This is a genomic window from Rhodococcus opacus B4 (genome assembly GCF_000010805.1).
Lineage (GTDB): Bacteria > Actinomycetota > Actinomycetes > Mycobacteriales > Mycobacteriaceae > Rhodococcus_F > Rhodococcus_F opacus_C.
The window spans coordinates 3218601-3236263 of the sequence record NC_012522.1; the positions used below are offsets into that span (position 1 = coordinate 3218601).

18 protein-coding genes and 3 pseudogenes are annotated in these 17663 nt (G+C 65.3%); 8 read left to right on the forward strand and 13 right to left on the reverse strand.

Going from position 1 to position 17663, the window contains the following annotated elements:
- Positions 1 to 210: 210 nt before the first annotated feature.
- The 4 genes from ROP_RS14830 (at position 211) to ROP_RS14845 (ending at position 2489) form a co-directional block, all read left to right on the forward strand.
- On the forward strand, positions 211 to 543 hold the full coding sequence (locus tag ROP_RS14830; protein ID WP_012690197.1) for a hypothetical protein: 333 nt from the start codon (positions 211 to 213) through the stop codon (positions 541 to 543).
- Between the two features lie 76 nt (positions 544 to 619).
- The gene (locus tag ROP_RS14835; RefSeq protein ID WP_012690198.1) at positions 620 to 1006 is read left to right on the forward strand and encodes an ArsR/SmtB family transcription factor; all 387 of its coding nucleotides are present in this window, start codon (positions 620 to 622) and stop codon (positions 1004 to 1006) included.
- Positions 1003 to 2091: an ACR3 family arsenite efflux transporter gene (arsB, locus tag ROP_RS14840; protein WP_012690199.1), complete on the forward strand. Its 1089-nt coding sequence runs from the start codon at positions 1003 to 1005 to the stop codon at positions 2089 to 2091. The genes ROP_RS14835 and arsB overlap by 4 nt, the downstream gene beginning before the upstream one ends.
- Positions 2088 to 2489: an arsenate reductase ArsC gene (locus ROP_RS14845; protein ID WP_012690200.1), complete on the forward strand. Its 402-nt coding sequence runs from the start codon at positions 2088 to 2090 to the stop codon at positions 2487 to 2489. Before arsB ends, ROP_RS14845 begins: the two co-directional genes overlap by 4 nt.
- 161 nt (positions 2490 to 2650) lie before the next feature.
- Here the strand turns inward: ROP_RS14845 and ROP_RS43195 are convergent, their stop codons facing one another.
- On the reverse strand, positions 2651 to 2791 hold the full coding sequence (locus tag ROP_RS43195) for a hypothetical protein (protein ID WP_158306508.1): 141 nt from the start codon (positions 2789 to 2791) through the stop codon (positions 2651 to 2653).
- A 171-nt stretch (positions 2792 to 2962) separates the two neighbouring features.
- On the opposite strand from ROP_RS43195, the gene ROP_RS14850 reads away from it, so the two are divergent.
- The 4 genes and pseudogenes from ROP_RS14850 (at position 2963) to ROP_RS14860 (ending at position 5889) form a co-directional block, all read left to right on the forward strand.
- Positions 2963 to 3892: an NADP-dependent oxidoreductase gene (locus tag ROP_RS14850; RefSeq protein ID WP_012690202.1), complete on the forward strand. Its 930-nt coding sequence runs from the start codon at positions 2963 to 2965 to the stop codon at positions 3890 to 3892.
- Between the two features lie 300 nt (positions 3893 to 4192).
- Positions 4193 to 4645: pseudogene (locus tag ROP_RS44115) on the forward strand (DUF4395 domain-containing protein); the annotation flags it as partial.
- Between the two features lie 84 nt (positions 4646 to 4729).
- Entirely contained in the window at positions 4730 to 5563 is an 834-nt protein-coding gene (locus ROP_RS44120; protein ID WP_043826567.1) for a sulfurtransferase, read from the forward strand.
- A gap of 20 nt (positions 5564 to 5583) precedes the next feature.
- Positions 5584 to 5889: a DUF1416 domain-containing protein gene (locus ROP_RS14860; RefSeq protein ID WP_012690204.1), complete on the forward strand. Its 306-nt coding sequence runs from the start codon at positions 5584 to 5586 to the stop codon at positions 5887 to 5889.
- A gap of 36 nt (positions 5890 to 5925) precedes the next feature.
- On the opposite strand, the gene ROP_RS14865 is transcribed toward ROP_RS14860, so the two are convergent.
- The 12 genes and pseudogenes from ROP_RS14865 to ROP_RS45250 form a co-directional block, all read right to left on the reverse strand.
- Positions 5926 to 9189 (reverse strand): protein kinase domain-containing protein, encoded by a 3264-nt coding sequence (locus ROP_RS14865; protein ID WP_012690205.1) that lies wholly within the window; start codon positions 9187 to 9189, stop codon positions 5926 to 5928.
- Between the two features lie 439 nt (positions 9190 to 9628).
- Entirely contained in the window at positions 9629 to 10066 is a 438-nt protein-coding gene (locus tag ROP_RS40405; RefSeq protein WP_012690206.1) for a hypothetical protein, read from the reverse strand.
- A gap of 139 nt (positions 10067 to 10205) precedes the next feature.
- Positions 10206 to 10814: a TetR/AcrR family transcriptional regulator gene (locus ROP_RS14875; RefSeq protein ID WP_012690207.1), complete on the reverse strand. Its 609-nt coding sequence runs from the start codon at positions 10812 to 10814 to the stop codon at positions 10206 to 10208.
- A 470-nt stretch (positions 10815 to 11284) separates the two neighbouring features.
- Positions 11285 to 12095 (reverse strand): annotated as a pseudogene (locus tag ROP_RS42565) (transposase); the annotation flags it as partial.
- 133 nt (positions 12096 to 12228) lie between these two features.
- Entirely contained in the window at positions 12229 to 13032 is an 804-nt protein-coding gene (locus ROP_RS14885) for a hypothetical protein (protein ID WP_012690209.1), read from the reverse strand.
- Between the two features lie 72 nt (positions 13033 to 13104).
- Positions 13105 to 14037, reverse strand: a complete 933-nt coding sequence (locus tag ROP_RS14890; protein WP_012690210.1) for a PDR/VanB family oxidoreductase — start codon at positions 14035 to 14037, stop codon at positions 13105 to 13107.
- Positions 14037 to 14423, reverse strand: coding sequence for a cytochrome P450 (locus ROP_RS14895; RefSeq protein ID WP_043824779.1), 387 nt, complete (start codon positions 14421 to 14423; stop codon positions 14037 to 14039). The genes ROP_RS14890 and ROP_RS14895 overlap by 1 nt, the downstream gene beginning before the upstream one ends.
- Before the next feature lie 120 nt (positions 14424 to 14543).
- Positions 14544 to 15206 (reverse strand): hypothetical protein, encoded by a 663-nt coding sequence (locus ROP_RS14900; protein WP_148222473.1) that lies wholly within the window; start codon positions 15204 to 15206, stop codon positions 14544 to 14546.
- A 274-nt stretch (positions 15207 to 15480) separates the two neighbouring features.
- The gene (locus ROP_RS40410) at positions 15481 to 16404 is read right to left on the reverse strand and encodes an NAD(P)-binding domain-containing protein (RefSeq protein ID WP_331457976.1); all 924 of its coding nucleotides are present in this window, start codon (positions 16402 to 16404) and stop codon (positions 15481 to 15483) included.
- Positions 16405 to 16428: 24 nt separating this feature from the next.
- Complete coding sequence (locus tag ROP_RS44810; protein ID WP_269454444.1) at positions 16429 to 16563, reverse strand: hypothetical protein; 135 nt, start codon at positions 16561 to 16563, stop codon at positions 16429 to 16431.
- On the reverse strand, positions 16527 to 16868 hold the full coding sequence (locus ROP_RS14910) for a nuclear transport factor 2 family protein (protein WP_012690215.1): 342 nt from the start codon (positions 16866 to 16868) through the stop codon (positions 16527 to 16529). Before ROP_RS14910 ends, ROP_RS44810 begins: the two co-directional genes overlap by 37 nt.
- Positions 16869 to 16899: 31 nt before the next feature.
- Positions 16900 to 17100 (reverse strand): annotated as a pseudogene (locus ROP_RS45250) (aldehyde dehydrogenase PuuC); the annotation flags it as partial.
- Between the last annotated feature and the right edge of the window lie 563 nt (positions 17101 to 17663).

Here is a 17663-nt window from a genome sequence, read left to right on the forward strand (position 1 = left end):
CGGGGTCACGACCACGCTATCGGGCAAGGGGTGCGGCGGCCGGCGGAGCTTCGCATTCGGACTGTCGGCAACTACGCGAAGGGCTGAATTCCGACTACCGCTCGGACCATAATTGTTCCATCGGGAAACAGACACACCGGACATTGCCTGCACCCCGAGAATCATCGGCCGGCCGAAGCCGGGCGACAATCGAATCAAAGGTGAGATCAGATGAACACGTTCGCATTGCGCACGGCGGTCATATCGGCCGCGATCGCCACCGCTTTTGCACTCGGTTCCGGCGTCGCCGCGGCGGCACCGGCATTTCATGGAGACCCGAACACACCCGGCACGCAACTCCACGTCCACACCGACCCCAGCACCCCGGCCGACAACAACAGTTATCAGTGCGGGGCGATCGGCGTCGGCGGTGCCGGGGTCGGATCGAAACCTCCCGGAGGCAGCGGGCAGCTCAACGGCGTCTTCTTCGGCAGCGGCCCGGTCCAGGGTGGCTGCATCGGTAACGACGGGTCGGTGCACTTCCCGTCCGGACGTGCCGAGTAGTAAGAACCCGGCCCGACGCCACGCTCCGACCGAACGGTGCATTGCGGCTTGATTCGATATCTGTCAATATCGACGCATGTCGAATCAGGAGCTTTTGGACGGTGAGGCGTGTTGCTCGCCGCTCGCGCGTGAACCACTGACCGAGGACTGGGCCGGGGATCTGGCCCGGATGTTCAAGGCCCTCGGCGATCCGGTGCGCCTGCGGCTGCTGAGCCTGATTGCCAGTCACGCCGGCGGCGAAGCCTGTGTCTGCGACATCTCCGCGTCGTTCGACCTGTCTCAGCCGACGATCTCCCACCACCTGAAGGTGCTCCGCGCCGCCGGGCTGCTGGACTGCGAACGCCGCGGCACCTGGGTGTACTACTGGGTGATCCCGTCGGCGCTGCAACAGCTGTCCGCCGTGCTGCTGACCGAGGGCGGCCCCGCCGTGCCGTCCCCCACCTGCGCAGAGACGCCCGAATGAGCGCGGCCCCGACCACCGAGCACCCCTCCGTCGTCGGCAAACTCTCCACTCTCGACCGTTTCCTGCCGGTGTCGATCGGCGTCGCGATGGCCACCGGCCTGCTGCTCGGCCGTCTGATTCCCGGGCTCGGCGACACCCTGAGCGCCGTCGAGATCGACGGCATCTCGTTGCCGATCGCGCTCGGACTGCTGATCATGATGTATCCGGTGCTCGCGAAGGTCCGCTACGACCGGCTCGACACCGTCACCGGCGACCGCAGGTTGCTGATCGGTTCCCTCCTGCTGAACTGGGTCCTCGGTCCGGCGCTGATGTTCGCCCTGGCCTGGCTGCTGCTGCCGGATCTGCCCGAGTACCGCACCGGTCTGATCATCGTCGGCCTGGCCCGCTGCATCGCGATGGTGATCATCTGGAACGACCTCGCGTGCGGTGACCGGGAGGCCGCCGCCGTCCTGGTGGCGATCAACTCGGTGTTCCAGGTGATCATGTTCGCCGCGCTCGGCTGGTTCTACCTGTCCGTGCTGCCCGGCTGGCTCGGTCTCGAACAGACCACCATCGACGCCTCACCGTGGCAGATCGCGAAGTCGGTGCTGATCTTCCTGGGCATCCCCCTGCTCGCCGGCTACCTGACCCGCCGCTTCGGCGAGAACGCCAAGGGCCGCGAATGGTACGAGTCGACATTCCTTCCCCGCCTCGGGCCGTGGGCGCTGTACGGGTTGCTGTTCACGATCGTGATCCTCTTCGCGCTGCAGGGCGACCAGATCACCTCTCGGCCGTGGGACGTCGTCCGGATCTCGATCCCGCTATTGGCGTATTTCGCGATCATGTGGGTCGGCGGCTGCGTCTACGGCGCGGCCATGGGTCTGGGCTACGAACGCACCACCACCCTGGCGTTCACCGCCGCGGGCAACAACTTCGAACTCGCCATCGCCGTGGCCATCGCCACCTACGGCGCAACGTCCGGGCAGGCCCTGGCCGGTGTCGTAGGACCGCTGATCGAGGTCCCCGTCCTCGTCGGACTGGTCTATGTGGCCCTGGCGCTTCGCACGCGGTTCCGCGCGTCAGTCACGAATGGGGCACTCTCATGACTCCGCCCAGCGTGTTGTTCGTCTGCGTTCACAACGCAGGCCGCTCCCAGATGGCCGCCGGATTCCTCTCCCACCTCGCGGGTGATCGGATCGAGGTCCGCTCCGCCGGGAGCGCCCCGGCCGCGACCATCAACTCCGCCGCTGTCGAGGCTATGGCCGAGATTGGAATCGACATCTCCGGCCAGTCCCCGAATATCCTCACACCCGACACCGTCGAAAGTTCCGACGTCGTCATCACCATGGGCTGCGGCGACACCTGCCCCGTCTTTCCCGGGGTCCGCTACCGGGACTGGGCGCTCGACGATCCGGCAGGCAAGGGCGTCGACGCCGTGCGTCCGATCCGCGACGAGATCAAAGCGCGGGTCGAAGCCCTGATCACCGAGCTTGCCATTCCCTGACAGCGTCGCGGCGGCGAGGACGAGAGTTCTTCGTGTCGCGACGGCGTTCATTCAACCCGGGTGGCCGCGGGCTTCGTCCCACTCACAACAGTGACACACCCGGTCCCGCCCACGACTGGAAATGATTCGGCAGACATAGTTCCCGCCTTCCAGGAGAATTCTCAGTCATGGCCGCCGACCCACTGATCGAAGAACTCACCGCCCGCATCGGACAGGCCGTCGCTCGCGCCGCGAAGAACGGTGATCCCCTGTTCGGCACCGTTGAGCTCACCATCGGCGAACTTGTCGAATTGCTCGAACACATCGAACGACTTTCACCCACATCGGAATAGGCCCACCACAGTGTCGTCGCTCCCCAGCCGCCCCGTCGCACGGAGCACGGAGCACGGAGCACGGAGCGCAAGTGTTCGGATCCGTCAGAGTAGATCTCGCACAACAGGAATAGCAGCTCCCTGAGGCGGGTTACGCCGCACATGACCAAATCTGTTGTCGCGCAATCATACGGAACATCCGACGCCCTGGCCGTGGTCGACGTGGAGGTTCCGCCACCCGCATCGGGAGAGGTGCTCGTCGACGTCAAGGCGATCGGCGTGAACCCCATCGACTACAAGCTTTACAGCGGTGCCTTCGGGGACGATCCCGAGAAGCTGCCTGTCAAGGTCGGCGGCGAGGCCGCCGGCGTGGTCGCGGCCGTCGGGCCAGGAGTCACCGAGGTCGCGGAGGGCGACGAGGTGATCGTCAGCCCCGGCACCGGCCTCTACGCCGAACAAGTGGTCGTGCCCGTCTCCGCAATCACCCGCAAACCGGCCGGCCTCGGCTGGGAGCAGGCCGCCGGTCTGCTGTTGGCGGGCGGCACCGCGGTGGATGCCCTGGACACCATCCGGGCCGGTTCCGGCGACACCATCCTGATTCACGGCGCCTCCGGTGGCGTCGGTGCCCTCGCCGTGCAACTCGCCGTCGCCCGCGGCGCGACGGTCATCGGTACCTCGGGAGCGGCGAATCAGGACTACGTCCGAAACCTCGGAGCAACTCCCGTCCTCTACGGAGACGGCCTCGAGGAGCGAGTGCGCGAGGCCGCATCCCAGGGCATCGATGCGGCACTCGACACCGCCGGAACCGACGAGGCCGTCGACGTGTCGCTGGCGGTGGTCGAGGACAAGACCCGGATCGTGACGATCGCCGCCTTCGGTCGTGCGCAAGCCGACGGCTTCGCGTCCGTCGGCGGAGGGAACCCGGCAAGCGCCGAAGCCCGGCTGAAGGCTCGCGACGTTCTGGTCGAGCAAGCCGGCGCCGGACGCCTGACGGTCACCATCGCCAAGACGTTTGCCCTGGTTGATGCCGCGCAGGCCCACATCGAACTCGCGAAATCCCACCCCGCGGGGAAGTTCATCCTGATTCCGTAAGACGCGCAGAGCCCTGACGCAGTTCGTGGAGACCGGAATTGTCCGTCTTCAGTGCAGGGTGCTGCGCGTAGACTTTGGCGGGTGCAGACCCGCCGCGAGCTGCTGCTCACTCGTCGCCGCACAGTCGACCTGTGCCGCGTCGGCGGTTGCTGTTGTCTCTGGCGTCGCTGACCGCCGTTCTGCGTCATTTTCCGAATCGTCCTGCGGCCAATTGCTGACTTCCCGCCCTTTCGGTGATCGACTCGATCGCGTTCCATCGCATTCCCTCGGCCATCCGACACATTTCGTGGAGCACAGTCAATGTCCACCACACCAGCAACAACACCCATCACCGCCACGGCAGCCGCCATCGACCAGGTCGATGTCCGCGGTCCCCGGTTCGCCGCCTGGATCACCACGACGGTTCTCGTTGCCGTCCTGCTCGCAGCATCCGTCTCGACTGTCACCGCCGGTGTGATCCTGGCTGTCCAGACCGTCGTGTTCGCCGTCAGCGCTGCCGTCGGACCGCGGCGCAGCCCCTACGGCCGGATCTTCGGAAAGCTGGTCGCCCCACACATCGCACCGCCGAGCGAGCGTGAACCCACCGCGCCCCTGCGCTTCGCCCAGCTGGTCGGCTTCGTCTTCGCAGCGGCGGGGCTGCTCGGATTCGCGCTGAGCGCACCGGTCGTCGGTGCCGTTTTCACCGGCTTCGCACTGTTCGCGGCGTTCCTCAACGCGGCCTTCGGCATCTGCCTCGGCTGCCAGATCTATCCGCTCGTCGCCCGATTCCGACCGACCGCATCCACCCACCCGACCCACAGCGCAGCACCCCGGAAAGTTCACAGTGAAGGAAAGAACATGGCTCGCTCCGACGTCCTGGTCTCCACCGACTGGGCTCAGCAGAACGTGAACGCGCCCAACATTGTGTTCGTCGAAGTCGACGAAGACACGTCCGCCTACGACGGCGCCCACATCGAGGGCGCCATCAAACTCGACTGGAAGAAGGATCTGCAAGACGGGGTCCGCCGCGACTTCCTCGACCGTGAGCAGTTCTCCGATCTGCTGTCGGCACGCGGCGTCGCCAACGACGACGAGGTCGTCCTCTACGGAGGCAACAACAACTGGTTCGCCGCGTACGCCTACTGGTACTTCAAGCTCTACGGTCACGACAACGTCAAACTGCTCGACGGCGGCCGCAAGAAGTGGGAACTCGAGGGCCGACCCCTCTCGAAGAACGCGGTCACTCGCCCGTCCACCACCTACCGGGCGGCCGAGCCGGACCTGTCGATCCGCGCGTTCCGCGACGAGGCCGTCGACGCGATCGGTGTGCTGAACCTCGTCGACGTCCGATCGCCGGACGAGTTCACGGGCAAGATCCTCGCGCCGGCGCACCTGCCGCAGGAGCAGAGCCAGCGTCCCGGCCACATCCCGGGCGCGCTCAACGTTCCGTGGAGCAAGGCGGCGAACGAGGACGGCACCTTCAAGTCCGACGAGGAACTCGCCGCGATCTACGGCGAAGCCGGCCTCGACGGATCCCGGGACACCATCGCCTACTGCCGGATCGGGGAACGCTCCAGCCACACCTGGTTCGTGCTCAAGGAACTGCTCGGCCACAAGAATGTCAAGAACTACGACGGCAGCTGGACCGAGTACGGCTCGCTCGTCGGTGTACCCATCGAACTGGGCAAGTAGCGAACCGCGGGAACAAGCACATGAGCGCAGCACCAACGCACACCCACACCATCCCCGCCGGGGTCGACCTCGACAGGGAAACCGCCATCAGCGGCAAGGTCGTCACGGGTGACGGACAACCTGTCGGCGGCGCCTTCGTTCGACTTCTCGACGGCACAGGCACGTTCACTGCCGAGATCGTCGCCTCCGGCGCCGGAGATTTCCGTTTCTTCGTTGCACCGGGCGACTGGACCGTGCGCGCCCTCTCACCCATCGGCACCGGCGCGGCATCGGTGAAGCCCACCACCAGCGGTATCCACACCGTGGACATCACCCTCACCGCATGATATTTCGACGCCGAACACCCACCCGGCAACGGCAGCTCAGGAACCCTCGCTCTGTGATTCCACGACCCACGCCGCGATCTGTGCGCGCGAGTTGAATCCCAGTTTCGTCAGGAGGTGCTCCACGTGCCCCTGCGCGGTGCGGGGCGAGATGACGAGTCGGGCTGCGATCTCCTTGTTGGTCAGCCCCTCGGCGATGAGGGCGGCAACTTCACGCTCCCGCTTCGTCGGTTTGGGGGACGGACCGGCGGACGTCGACGCGGCCGAGACCTGCTCGCCGAGCGCGTAGGCGACGGCTGCGTCGAAACCGAACGCCTCGCCCTTTCGGTGGGCGGCGGCGAATGCCTGCTCGGTCATCGCGCCCCGGGTCAGCCGTTCGCACTCGTCCTGGTACACGCTCAGGCCGGGCACCAGCACCGTCGAACTGCCCACCGACCGGGCGAGCGTCTCGGCGGCACCCAGCAACACGACCGACCGCTCCATGTTCTGTTCCTCGGCAGCGATCCACGCGAGGGCCTGCAGGCAGACACTGGCATTGAGCCGGTCGTTCACCCGGCGGTCGACTTGGAGTGCCTGCCCCAGGAGGCGCGCGGCGCGCGCCCTCTCCCCGAGCCGCCACACGGCGACGGCCAGCGCCCACAACGAATACGACCGATAGACCGATTCACCTTGCGCCTCGGTGATCGCGAGGACGCGTTCGTGGCTTTCGATGGCTCGAACCGTGTCGTTCAAGAGGTCGTGCGTCATACCGAGGCCCACGATGGCGGCGACCTCGTAGACGTCGTTGCGGCCCCCGAACGCCTCGGCGGCCAGTTCGAGCCGTGCCCGTGCGTCGGGGAGACGCCCACCGAACAGTGCCGCGTATCCGACCGTGTGGTCGACATGTGCACGCACCATCGGGTCGGTCGTCCGATCGGCGAGCGCCTGCGCCTCACCCGCCAGGGCGTCCGAGACCGGGATGTCGCCCTGCACTCCGGCCAGCACCGTGGCGGCGTAGAGCGCCTTGGCGCGATCGCTCGCCGGTTCGGGGGGCTTGCGATCGAGGAGGCGACCGAGCCATCTCCGCCCCTCGCCGAACAACCCCCGGGACAGCCAGAACGGGTATAGAGCGGCGGCGATGCGCAGTCCGATGTCGGGGCTGTCGGACACGCAGAACTCCAGCGCTTCACGGATATTCGGTTGCTCCCGCCCCAGTTGGGCGATCAACGGGAGCTGCCGGGAACTGATCCATTCGGCATCGGCCTCGAGCGCCAGGCGCTCACACCAGTCGCGGTGCCGACGGCGAAGTTCCGTGTACTCCCCACTCTCCTCCGCCTTTTCTCGCCCATAGGCACGCAACGTCTCGAGCATACGGAACCGCACCGCGGGACCCGATTCTTCGCGTGTCAGAATCGACTTGTCGACGAGGAAGGTCACTGTGTCGAGCAGGTCCTCCGCCTCGTCACAGCCGCACACCTGTTCAGCGGCCTCGAGTTCGAAACTGCCTGCAAACACGGACAGTTGCGCCCACATCCGTCGTTCCGCGGGGGTGCACAGGTCGTAACTCCAGTCGATGCACATCCGCAACGTCTGCTGTCGCGACGGCGCGTCCCTGCTGCCGCGAGTGAGAAGCAGGTAGCGGTCGGTCAGCCGCCGCAGTATCTGGTCGGGCGTCATGGCCCGAAGCCGGGCGGCCGCCAACTCGATCGGCAACGGCAACCCGTCCAGCCGCTGGCAGATCCGGGCGATGGCGACCTTGTTGTCCTCGGTCAGCTCGAACCCGGGGACCGCGGCGGCACCTCGTTCGACGAACAGCGTGACCGCGTCGTTGCGGGGAAGACCCTTCGGGAGGTGATCGGGATCCGGGACCGGTAGTGGGGGGATCAGGAGGGCCGTTTCGCCGCCGATCCCGAGCGGCTCTCGACTGGTCGCGAGAATCCGCACCTGCGGGCACGCGCGAAGCAGGATTTCGGCGAGCTTCGCGGCCGCCGCCACCACCTGCTCGCAGTTGTCCAGCACAAGTAGCAGGTCGCGCGGGGCGAGGTACTCCACCAGAACGTCGTGGGCGGATCGCGCCGACTGGTCGCGCACCCCCAGCGCAGCGGCCACGACCCCCGGCAGCAGCGAATCATCGCGCAGCTCACCCAGTTCGACCAGCGTCACACCGTCCGCGAAGTTCCGCTGCACTTTGGTGGCAGCACGAATGGCGAGCCGGGTCTTGCCCACCCCGCCGATCCCGGTCAGCGTCACCAGCCGCGACGTCGACAGCAAATTCGTCGCCTCCGCGAGTTCCGTGCGACGGTCGACGAAGCTGGTCAGCTCCAGCGGAAGTCCACCCGTCCGGCCCGAGTCGGCCGGTGACCAGCCGGGCCTGCCTTGCGCACCTTGCCCGACGGCGGACGATCCGCTTTGCACTGCAATAGGTTCCGCATGCATGGCCATCTCGTCGACCGGGAAACCGTGATGCAGTTGCGCCTCACGCAGTTGTCTGCCCAGTTCCACGGCGGACGGGCGGGCCCCGGGTTCGGACGACATGGCGCGTTCGACAACCGCGCTGACGTCCTCGGGTACGCCGTGCTCGCGAGGGTTCGGAACCGGCTCGGACGCGATCCGCAGGAACTGCGCCACCAACTGTTCACCGCTACGGCGTTCGAACGCCGCGTGACCGGTGAGCGCCGCGAACAGGGCGGCGCCGAGCCCGTAGACGTCGGCGGCAGGAGTCGGGGGATCGCCCGCCACGACCTCGGGAGCGGTGAACGCCGGCGACCCCGTCACGATGCCCTCGCTGGTCTCGAACCCGCCGGCGATATGGGCGATACCGAAATCGGTGAGTGCGGGCTCACCGTAATCGGTGATCAGGATGTTGCCCGGTTTGACGTCGCGGTGGAGGATTCCGAGGCGGTGGGCGGTCTCCAGGGCGCCGGCCATCTTCACCCCGAGACGCAGCGCCTCGTCCAGCGGAAGCGGCCCGTGGCGGCGGATCCGTTCGTCGAGCGAACCCTGCGCCTGGTACGGCATCACGATGAACGGCCGGCCGTTCTCGGTGACGCCGGCGTGGAGAACATTGACGATGTTCGGGTGTCCGGTCAGCCGGCCCGCCGCACGCTGCTCCCGCAGGAACCGGGCCCGATTCTCCTCGTCGAGGTCGGCGGTGAGGACCTTCACCGCCACGGTGCGGTCGAGCGCAATCTGAGTACACCGGTACACGATCCCGAATCCGCCGCGGCCGATCTCCTGCGCGTCCTCGAATCCGGCCACCGCCAACTCCGCCGTGACCGAACCGGACACGTCGCGTTGGGTGGCGAACGGATCGACGTCAGTCATCGACTACATCGATTCGTCCCGTTCGAAACACGGTCGACGCATGCCACACTGCCCACCTCTCGACGATGTACCCCAGGATATCGCCGACCGCCCCCGCTGATGGCGGACTTGCGTTCTACCCGTGTGTGGACCGAAATACGACGAGATAACCGTCCGGTCGGTTCGGTCAGCAGGCCCTCCAGGTTTCCGCTTCAACTGGACACTCACCCAGTCGTTTTCGAGGATTGCCCCGGGTGAATCTATGCTCCCCGCGGTGAATAGACCCACACAGAGCGGGTACCCGACACCTACGCTGCTCCGCGGGCCCGGCGGCCCCACGGACCAGCGAGGCCCCCTGACCGGTCACCCCTCGGCTGGAGGGCCACGCCGCCCGCGGCCGGGGAGCCCCCCTCTTCCCTCGCCTGCGGGCGGCACCATGCCGTCACACCCTTTCGTCGCATCACACACGTCGGACGGTACGGCTCTCGCTGACGGCGCCGGAACCCTCCGCCGCCGCGAGCGCGAAACCGTCGCTCGAGGCGCCTCGGGTGCGCTCGCCGAGGGCACGATATCCGTGGTAGTAGGTCACGAGCATGAGAGCCCAGACCGACAACGCCAGAATGTAGAACAGCGTGTGATCCGCGTCGTCACCCGGAATCGGGAAGAAATCGTAGATCACCGCCACGAACGCTCCGAGGGCCGTCGCCACGAAGACTCCCACCGCGTGCCGTCGCACGCCGTTCCGCCACAAACGAACTGCAACCGTGAACATGAACAGCGCCACCGCAAGATTCAGCACGAGATAGAAGATCGCCCATCCCAACTCGACGGGACGCACGTCGAGTGTGCGATTCAATCCCACCGCGACCGCCGCTGCGACGGCACCGGCCTCCACCACACCCGCCCCATCCGAGGCGAATAGGCGCACTGACCGGCCGAGCCGGCCCTCGCAATCCACGACCCGCGATCCACAATCGGGAAGGCAAGCGGGAAGGCAAGCGGGAGCATCGCACAATGACGTCTTCTTGCCGGGTCTTTCAGCTGGCTGCCGTCGCCTGTGGGATCCGGTGCGCGTCGGCGAGGCGTTCCAGGGATTCGGCGATCACATCGACTGTTGTGCCACGCATGACCGCATCCTTGTAGGTCAGCCATTGCGGAATCAGACCATCTGCCACCGAGGCGAGCGCTCGAGCCAGGACCTCGACCAAGTTGACGTCATCGTCGGGCCGCAATCCCTGACGCAATAAGCCTTCGAGCATGTCGAGATAGAGTTGATACACCCGCTTGGCCAAGTCACTGTCTTGCCTGAGGACCCAGAAGAATAGTTCCAACTGGGCCTGCGCGTATGTGTCATCCTTCTCGACCCATGCTTGGATCTGACGCAGAAGCCCCGAGGCTGCCCGGCCCAGCCCTGAGCCTTTGCGTACGTGAAAACCTTCACGTAACTGTGTCGCGGCCATATCCTCGTAGATGGCGAGAAACAGCTCTTCTTTCGTATGGAAGCAGTAGTGCAAGCTCGCAAGCGGGGCCTGCGCACGTTCCGCGATGCGGCGGGTGGTCGCACCATGCACACCGCGTTCGGCAATAATCTGCACCGCAGCGGTGATGTAGTCCTCTCGGCGTTGCCCGGCAGGCAAACGTGCCATCGTCGCTCCTCGTTCTCCATCAGATCCCGGTGGCCATCAGCCTACCGGATACTGGATCTGTTGACTTGGTCATTAGTTGGCCCAAGGGTATGGCGGTTCTCCCTCAGCACCAACGGCCAACCTGGAGCCTGGGTCAACCAAGACGGCATTACTCGACCTGATGGTCTCGGCCGCCCTGACCAATCGGATCGGCAGTACCGGTCGCGACCCCGGCTACCGCCTAAAGAATCATTGCTGCCGACCATGCCCCTACCTGGAGTTCAACAAGTCGGTTGAACTGGACCTGGCCGACACGCCGAGTTTTCCTCGATCTTCCTTCCTACCGACCGACTTGCCTGATCGGTTGGAGATTTAGGTTTTTCCGAGCCTATCGGTACCCCGGGGCGCGGTCGGGTCGCCGATGTCGTCGGCTGGCGATCCGGGTCCACGGTCCGGGAGGCCCTTTCGTTCGGTGGTCGGCTGGTGACCGATCAGACTGGAGCGGGAAGTGCCGCCAATCGGCTCAAGGCGTCGATGATCACGTTCGACCATGGTGCTTGCTTCGACAGTCGAAGGTGGGTTCGGCGGGCGTGGGTAGCAATGCGGCCTGCGATCGGAAAGACCGGTAGCCGTAGCCGTTTCGGTTCCCATCGGGCATCATGGTCGGTGAATCCGAGCATCTGTGTGCAGGCCGTCAGGTCGAGGGCGAGTCGCACGATCGCCAACCAGATCCGGTTCTGATCGAAACCGTGTAGCGGCAGGTTCGACAGTCCGGTGTCTTTCGCGACACGGATGCGGTCTTCGCAGCGGGCACAGCGACGATGGCGAAGTTCGAGATCGTGGACCTGACCCCGAACGCTATTGGTCGCGAAAGCCGTCAACCGGAGTCCGTCGGTGCCGCTGAACCGCAACTGAGCTCCCGGGTCCGGCCTCTCCTTGCGGATGATGAGCCGCATCCTCGCCGGCCGGCCGGTGAGGTCGACGATGCCGGTGGCATCGATGACCCAGGCACCATCGCGGACCTCCTCGTCGGCATCGACAGCATATGACCACGCGTGGCGACGGTGACCCTCTGTTTGTGCGGGAGTTCAGAAGTTCGTGGCTCGCCCTGGCACCGTCGGTACGAATCAATCTCTTGCCGGGGGTCTGGATCCGGTGGTGAACAGGCACTGCGCCAACACTTTTCCGGTTATCTCGATGTGTCGGGCCTCGGTACTCGATCCTGCGTTGCCGGGACGGAGCAACGCTGCGACAGGCTCGCCGTCCCGTCCCGTCGTGTCCGTGGTCGACGAACGCCATCAAGCCTCCGCCTCGCCCAGGGCGGTTCATCCACGGCTTTCTTCACCGAGGTCGAGACATTGACCAAGGGCCGCCAGGCGGTCAGCGACGTCTGTCGGCGGTTCCGCACCGCCTTCGAAACCGGCCTTACCACCAATCAGCGCACCAACATGCCGAGCGCTGCGGCCGGGCTCACCCGACGGTAGGACTCGGTGACGAGTCCGTCGGCCATCAGTGCCCGACGGCTCTCGACGGCACACTCGCGTACTTGTGCCGGCTGCTCGGCAAGCCGAGCAGCGACGACCTGCAGCCAGACCTGGGTGTCAAACTCGGCGCCGTCCCACAATTGACCGAAGTCCTGCGACGTCAGTCCGCCGAAGGTGTCAAGACTGGCCTGCGGGTCCAGCGTGAAGTACGGGTTCACCTCCGTGACCGGATCGAGTCCGGTGACGGTGACATCCGAACTCCCGACTCGGCCCATAGGGGAATAGGCGAACGCGCTGGTGACTCGCTCCAGCGCAGAATTGCGCTCTGACCATCCGGCGGAGATCAGGCTCGAGAAGTCGACCGAGGTCGCAATCGCGTCGGGCACGGCGAGGCGGGTGATGGCTCGGTCGTTGATGGCAGTGAGGACGGCCAGCGGATCATTATCAATGAAGACCTCCTTCCTGGTGGGCCAAAAGTCGAAGGGACTAAGGTCGCCGAAGCGTCCCCCCACATGGATCGCGTAGATCTCGGGATAGACCGGAACGCCATCGCGACGAGTCGGCACTGCATCGAAGTGCAGAGCGATGGCGGCTTGGATCATCAGGCTCGCGCCCAGCGCCCCGAAAGGCTCCGCCACAACGATCGCGAACCGGTCGTGAGCTCGCCACGCGGGGAACAACTGGTCTACATCGGAATCCTCGCCATTGAGCGTGACGGCGAAGTGAGATTTTTCGAGCTGTGTAGCAGTATGCACCGGGCCGCCTTCGGGTCGAGAACTGTTCAGTCGTCGGGTGACCGGATCACGTCCGGTCTGCGCCCGCGTCGGTTACAGGTCGAGGCAGAGCGGACCTGAGTTCGGCTGAGCGCGCGAGACACAGATGCACATGACGTCATGGCGGTCCTGTTCCGCCTTGGTCAGGAGCGAGTCCCGATGATCGGCACACCCACTCAGGATCGAGGTCACACAGGTACCGCATGTTCCCTCTTCGCACGAAGAGAAGACGTCCAGCCCTTCTTCCACCGCGATCTCGAGGATCGATCGACCGACCGGGACGGTACGGCTGATCCCGCTCGTCACGAACTCGACCTCGAACGGTTCGTCCTCAGGGACGTCCGCGAGAGTCTTCGGAGAGAACCTCTCGAGATGCAGCACACCCGGGACACCGCGATCCATCGCCACCTCCAGGGCGTCGAGCATCGGCTCGGGACCACAGGCGTAGATCCGCGTCTCGTCATCACTCCGGGCCAGGGTTGCCTTCAGGTCGATCAACCCCTCCTCATCTTCGGAGATTAGGGTCACGCGATCACCGTACGCGGCCAGTTCCTCCGTGAACGCCATGGTCGCACGTGATCGCCCGCCGTACACCAGGCGCCATTCGGCCCCTGCGTCGTGGGCGGCTTGAACCATCGGGAGGATAGGAGTTATGCCGATGCCACCGGCGACGAAGAGATAGCGCCGGGACTCGAGGAACTCGAAGTGGTTGCGCGGCTCGCTCACCTCGACCACGTCACCCTCGTTCAATCCCGACACGGCCACTGAGCCACCCCGCCCAGCAGCCTGACCCAGAACGCCGAGTCGCCAGGCCTGGCGCTGCGCGGGAACCGAGCAAAGGGAGTACTGACGCACGAAGTCAGCAACACAGATGTCGACATGCGCTCCAGGAGTCCAACACGGCACTTCGCTGCCATCCTCGCGTTCCAACACCAGGGAAACCACGTCCGCGGTCTCCGCCCGCTTCTGGGCCACACGCATCCACATCAGCTCGACTCCCTTCCTGCGGCAAGCACACCGGCGTCCACGACTGCGCGCGTGAAGCGCAACGGCAGCGCATCGAGTTCGTGGATCATCGAACCTTCGCCCCAGACGGCGGGACCGTTCCGGTCAATGGACACCGCCGCTTTGGAGAGTTCGGAAAGAACGACTTCGCCCAGCATCTGGACGATGTTGCGGCCCGCACACGCGTACGCGCCACCCGCGAAGGTGTACTGCCGCATCCTGTTCTCACGCTCGAGAACAAATCGGTCCGGGTCCGGGAAGAACTCCGGATCGCGATTTCCGAACAGCCAGAGCACGAGGATGGCCGAACCCTTCGGGACTGCGACATCACCCAGGACAAAGTCGTTCACCGCCTCGCGCATCGTCATCGCAACCGGGGGGGTGCAGACGCGTCGCCTCGAGGAATCCCAGCCGCGCAACGCTCGCAATGTCGCCCTCCTGCTTCGCCAGGTCGACACCCGCGTCGAGCAGGGTGTGCACCAGCGACCCTATCCCGGCGCCAAGGTGTTGAAGCCATCCAGGAGCGCCAGGGAGAACGCGTAGAACGGATCGGCCGGCTTGGCAGGCCCGGCCTCCATGGCCTCATAGTCGGCCACCAGCTTGTCCACAAGCGTGGACGTGCCGCGTTCCGCCGTGCGTCGAAGCGCCGAGGACAGCGTGTCAACGTATTCGCGCGCGCCCGCATCAGCGGTTCGCAGGACGTCGGGAGTCGGGGCCAGCAAGAAGGATTCGACGATGTCGTGTGCAGCCTTGATCAGACGCTCGCACTGGTCGAGCGGGATGTCTAGAGCGTGCGACCAGAATTCAGCGACGAGCGGCTGGGCGAACTCCGTCAGGAAGTCGATTGCTCCCGCCTCGAGCGCCCACTCGATCCGAGCCCGCACCATCTGTGCGAAGCGATCGGCGAAAGGCGAGATGGCTGCCGGTGCAAGCGGTGCCGCGATGAGTCGCTTGTTCGGCGTGTGCTGGGGCGGCCACATCGTGAATGTCGAGTTTCGAAAGAATTCGCTGAGCGCCGCGAGTGGCGGCTCGAACTCCCCGATGCCGGCGAGAGCAGCTGCAGCCGACTGGTGGGACACGTCCCGGCTCTTGACGAGCGCGGCAATGTCGGCGTTGCGGTAGACGACAAGGCCTCCCCGGGACGTCTGCATCGGTCCCTGGTACTCCCGTTGGAACAGGTCGTCGGTGATCCACGAGAAGTCGCGACCCCACCCAGGGTCATCCAACTCCGAGAAGACCGGAAGCTCACGAATTTCGCGAGTCGTCATTGCGCATCTCCATTCGTCGAGACTCAGGCGAGAACACCACGAGAGTGGTGCTGGACTTCTGATCTAATGCGCCTGATCATGCGACTTAATCTGTTGAACGATTTTGGGCTGGATGAGCCCGCCGGTTCAAGACCCTCTTCCACGTCGGGAAGTGCGGTTAGGTTTCGGGGCGGCTGAGGTCCTCGTAGACCGCAGCGAGCGCCATGTCGCCCTTCGCCTCGACAACGTTCGCGAGGACGTCGTGGAACGCACCCAGCATGATCGCGGGCTGCCCGATCCGCCGCATGTCCGCGCAGTTCACGACCATCGAGTCGAAGTGGGTCCGCAGCGCGGCCTGGTTGCTGGTGAAGTCACCGCTCTGCAGGTGCTCGACGGCGACCTGGCAGGCGTGCGAGGTCAACGGCGCCCCAAGCCGTTCGTGGAACTCCAGGAAGATGGCGGGACTGACCCCGTAGTGGGCGGCATAGGCCGCGGCCTCGTAGAACCCGGCCACCGCCACGTGGTGGGCGATGCCACCCGACGAGCCGAGGATGTTCGGCAGGGCGGGATCAGCGCCGTCGTAACGCGGGCGGCCGAGCGCCGCCAAGAGATGCCGGTGGGCATCGAACACCGAGCGGTCGCCGGCGTACGACAGCCCCGCGGAATCCGGCCCCAGGTTCGTCGGGTAGTCGTAGATGTTCCCATCCAGGTAGCGCCCACCGCGCTCCCCGACCCAGCGACTCATGGTGCGAGCCTCGTCTGGCGTGCCCCAGGTGAGATTCACGATGACATGCCCGGACAGCGTGCCTGCGACTTCTGCCTGCTCGAGTAGCGCCTGGGCGTGCTCGTACCGGTCCAGGCAGATCACCGCCACGGCGGCATCGCCCACCGCAGCAGCGGGGTCCGGTGCCGCGGTGGCGCCTGCTGCCACCAGTGGGGCGGCCCTCTCCACCGAGCGGTTCCAGACCGTCGTGGTGAACCCACTCTCCAGAAAGAGGTGGGCAAGTGTGGCGCCCATGTGCCCGAGGCCGAGCACCGAGATGTCCTGCTGCGTCATGCGTTCCTCTTCATTCTCAGGAGACCGACCGGGACGCCGTCTCAACTCCTCTGTGGTGAGTCGACGGACCTACGCCACGGGGTTGCGGGCCGGGCTCAGGCGGCCAACTGCGGCGAACTTCTCGGCCACTGCCGGTTCGTCGGTGAAGGTGACCTCCCGCACGACCTTCAGCGTGGAGAGATCGAACGTGTAGGTGACGAACATCGGCCAGTGAATCGTGACGTTCTCGCCCGACGGCCCCACAGCAGCCGCCGAGGCTTCAACGTGGCTGCAAGGACGTCATCGCAGGTGTGCATGCCCACGAATTTCACCGAGAATGCAGACTCGCCGGTCCACATCTCTCGCACGAAGTCCTCGAGGCCGGCCTTGTCCATCTCCTTGCCGTTCTCGATGAAGACGAGAGCATCGTCGTAGTAGGCCAGCAGCGTGTCGAGGTCCTGGGCGTCCATGGCCGTGCTCATCTCGTCGAGCCGGGCCTGGAAGGCGTCGTGGTGCTGCGTCGTGCTCATGATGCTCCTTCGATGTTGATCCATGTGGTCGTCAGTGGGTGTACTTCTCCAGCCCGTGCACGCTGCGGTCGGCGCCTTCTGACCCCCGAAGGGCACCGCGGTACCGCAATCCTCGTAGCAGTTGACCCAGACCATGCGTGGCCTGGATCTGTCGGGACAGTCGGTGTGCGTGACTCAGGTCGCCGGCCCAGAGGGACGATCTGAGGCCGTTGTCGGAGTTGTTCAAGATGGCGACCGCCTCGGAACGGCTTAATCAAAAGATTAAATCATTTGATCAGTATTGCCGGGTTCCCTCTGGGTGTCAATGGCGACGGCGCGACCGGTCGGGATCGCCGAGGTAGCTCCGCCTGCCGACGGTTCGGCTCGGGCCCGTGGGCGGATCCCGACGATCCACCGTGAACACACCGTGACTGTTACAGGAGCATTGCTCGCCAGATAAGCGATCGAATCGAACAAGACCTCCGCAAAGAGGCTGATCCTTAAGTGGCACGCCCCCAGCGTCCGTCCGCAGGGATGATCGGTCGCGGCAGCACCGTGGACCAAACTTATTGCTAGAAATCACCTTTAAGTACCATGACGTCTGAACCGTCGACTGAGGCCTTTGGTACGCACACCGAAGGCGCACAGCGCCACATGAGGCAATTACCGACAAGGCGAGCCAGGCAATTCGTGAGAGTTTCATCCCGCGAAGTCGGCGATCTGGCCGAATCCGTTACAATCCGATCTCGATACATCTGCAGCACAACAGTTTCCGATGCCGATCGTCATTTGAAAGCCGCAACGATGAGTCCACCC

Coding starts and splice junctions, on each gene's coding strand:
- ROP_RS14910 (WP_012690215.1), bottom strand. CDS start 16,868: ATGAGCACGACGCAGCACCACGACGCCTTCCAGGCCCGGCTCGACGAG.
- arsB (WP_012690199.1), top strand. CDS start 1,003: ATGAGCGCGGCCCCGACCACCGAGCACCCCTCCGTCGTCGGCAAACTC.
- ROP_RS14900 (WP_148222473.1), bottom strand. CDS start 15,206: ATGCAGACGTCCCGGGGAGGCCTTGTCGTCTACCGCAACGCCGACATT.
- ROP_RS14895 (WP_043824779.1), bottom strand. CDS start 14,423: ATGACGATGCGCGAGGCGGTGAACGACTTTGTCCTGGGTGATGTCGCA.
- ROP_RS14830 (WP_012690197.1), top strand. CDS start 211: ATGAACACGTTCGCATTGCGCACGGCGGTCATATCGGCCGCGATCGCC.
- ROP_RS14875 (WP_012690207.1), bottom strand. CDS start 10,814: ATGGCACGTTTGCCTGCCGGGCAACGCCGAGAGGACTACATCACCGCT.
- ROP_RS14865 (WP_012690205.1), bottom strand. CDS start 9,189: ATGACTGACGTCGATCCGTTCGCCACCCAACGCGACGTGTCCGGTTCG.
- ROP_RS44120 (WP_043826567.1), top strand. CDS start 4,730: ATGGCTCGCTCCGACGTCCTGGTCTCCACCGACTGGGCTCAGCAGAAC.
- ROP_RS14845 (WP_012690200.1), top strand. CDS start 2,088: ATGACTCCGCCCAGCGTGTTGTTCGTCTGCGTTCACAACGCAGGCCGC.
- ROP_RS14835 (WP_012690198.1), top strand. CDS start 620: ATGTCGAATCAGGAGCTTTTGGACGGTGAGGCGTGTTGCTCGCCGCTC.
- ROP_RS14890 (WP_012690210.1), bottom strand. CDS start 14,037: ATGTGGATGCGTGTGGCCCAGAAGCGGGCGGAGACCGCGGACGTGGTT.
- ROP_RS14850 (WP_012690202.1), top strand. CDS start 2,963: ATGACCAAATCTGTTGTCGCGCAATCATACGGAACATCCGACGCCCTG.
- ROP_RS14860 (WP_012690204.1), top strand. CDS start 5,584: ATGAGCGCAGCACCAACGCACACCCACACCATCCCCGCCGGGGTCGAC.
- ROP_RS44810 (WP_269454444.1), bottom strand. CDS start 16,563: ATGTTCGTCACCTACACGTTCGATCTCTCCACGCTGAAGGTCGTGCGG.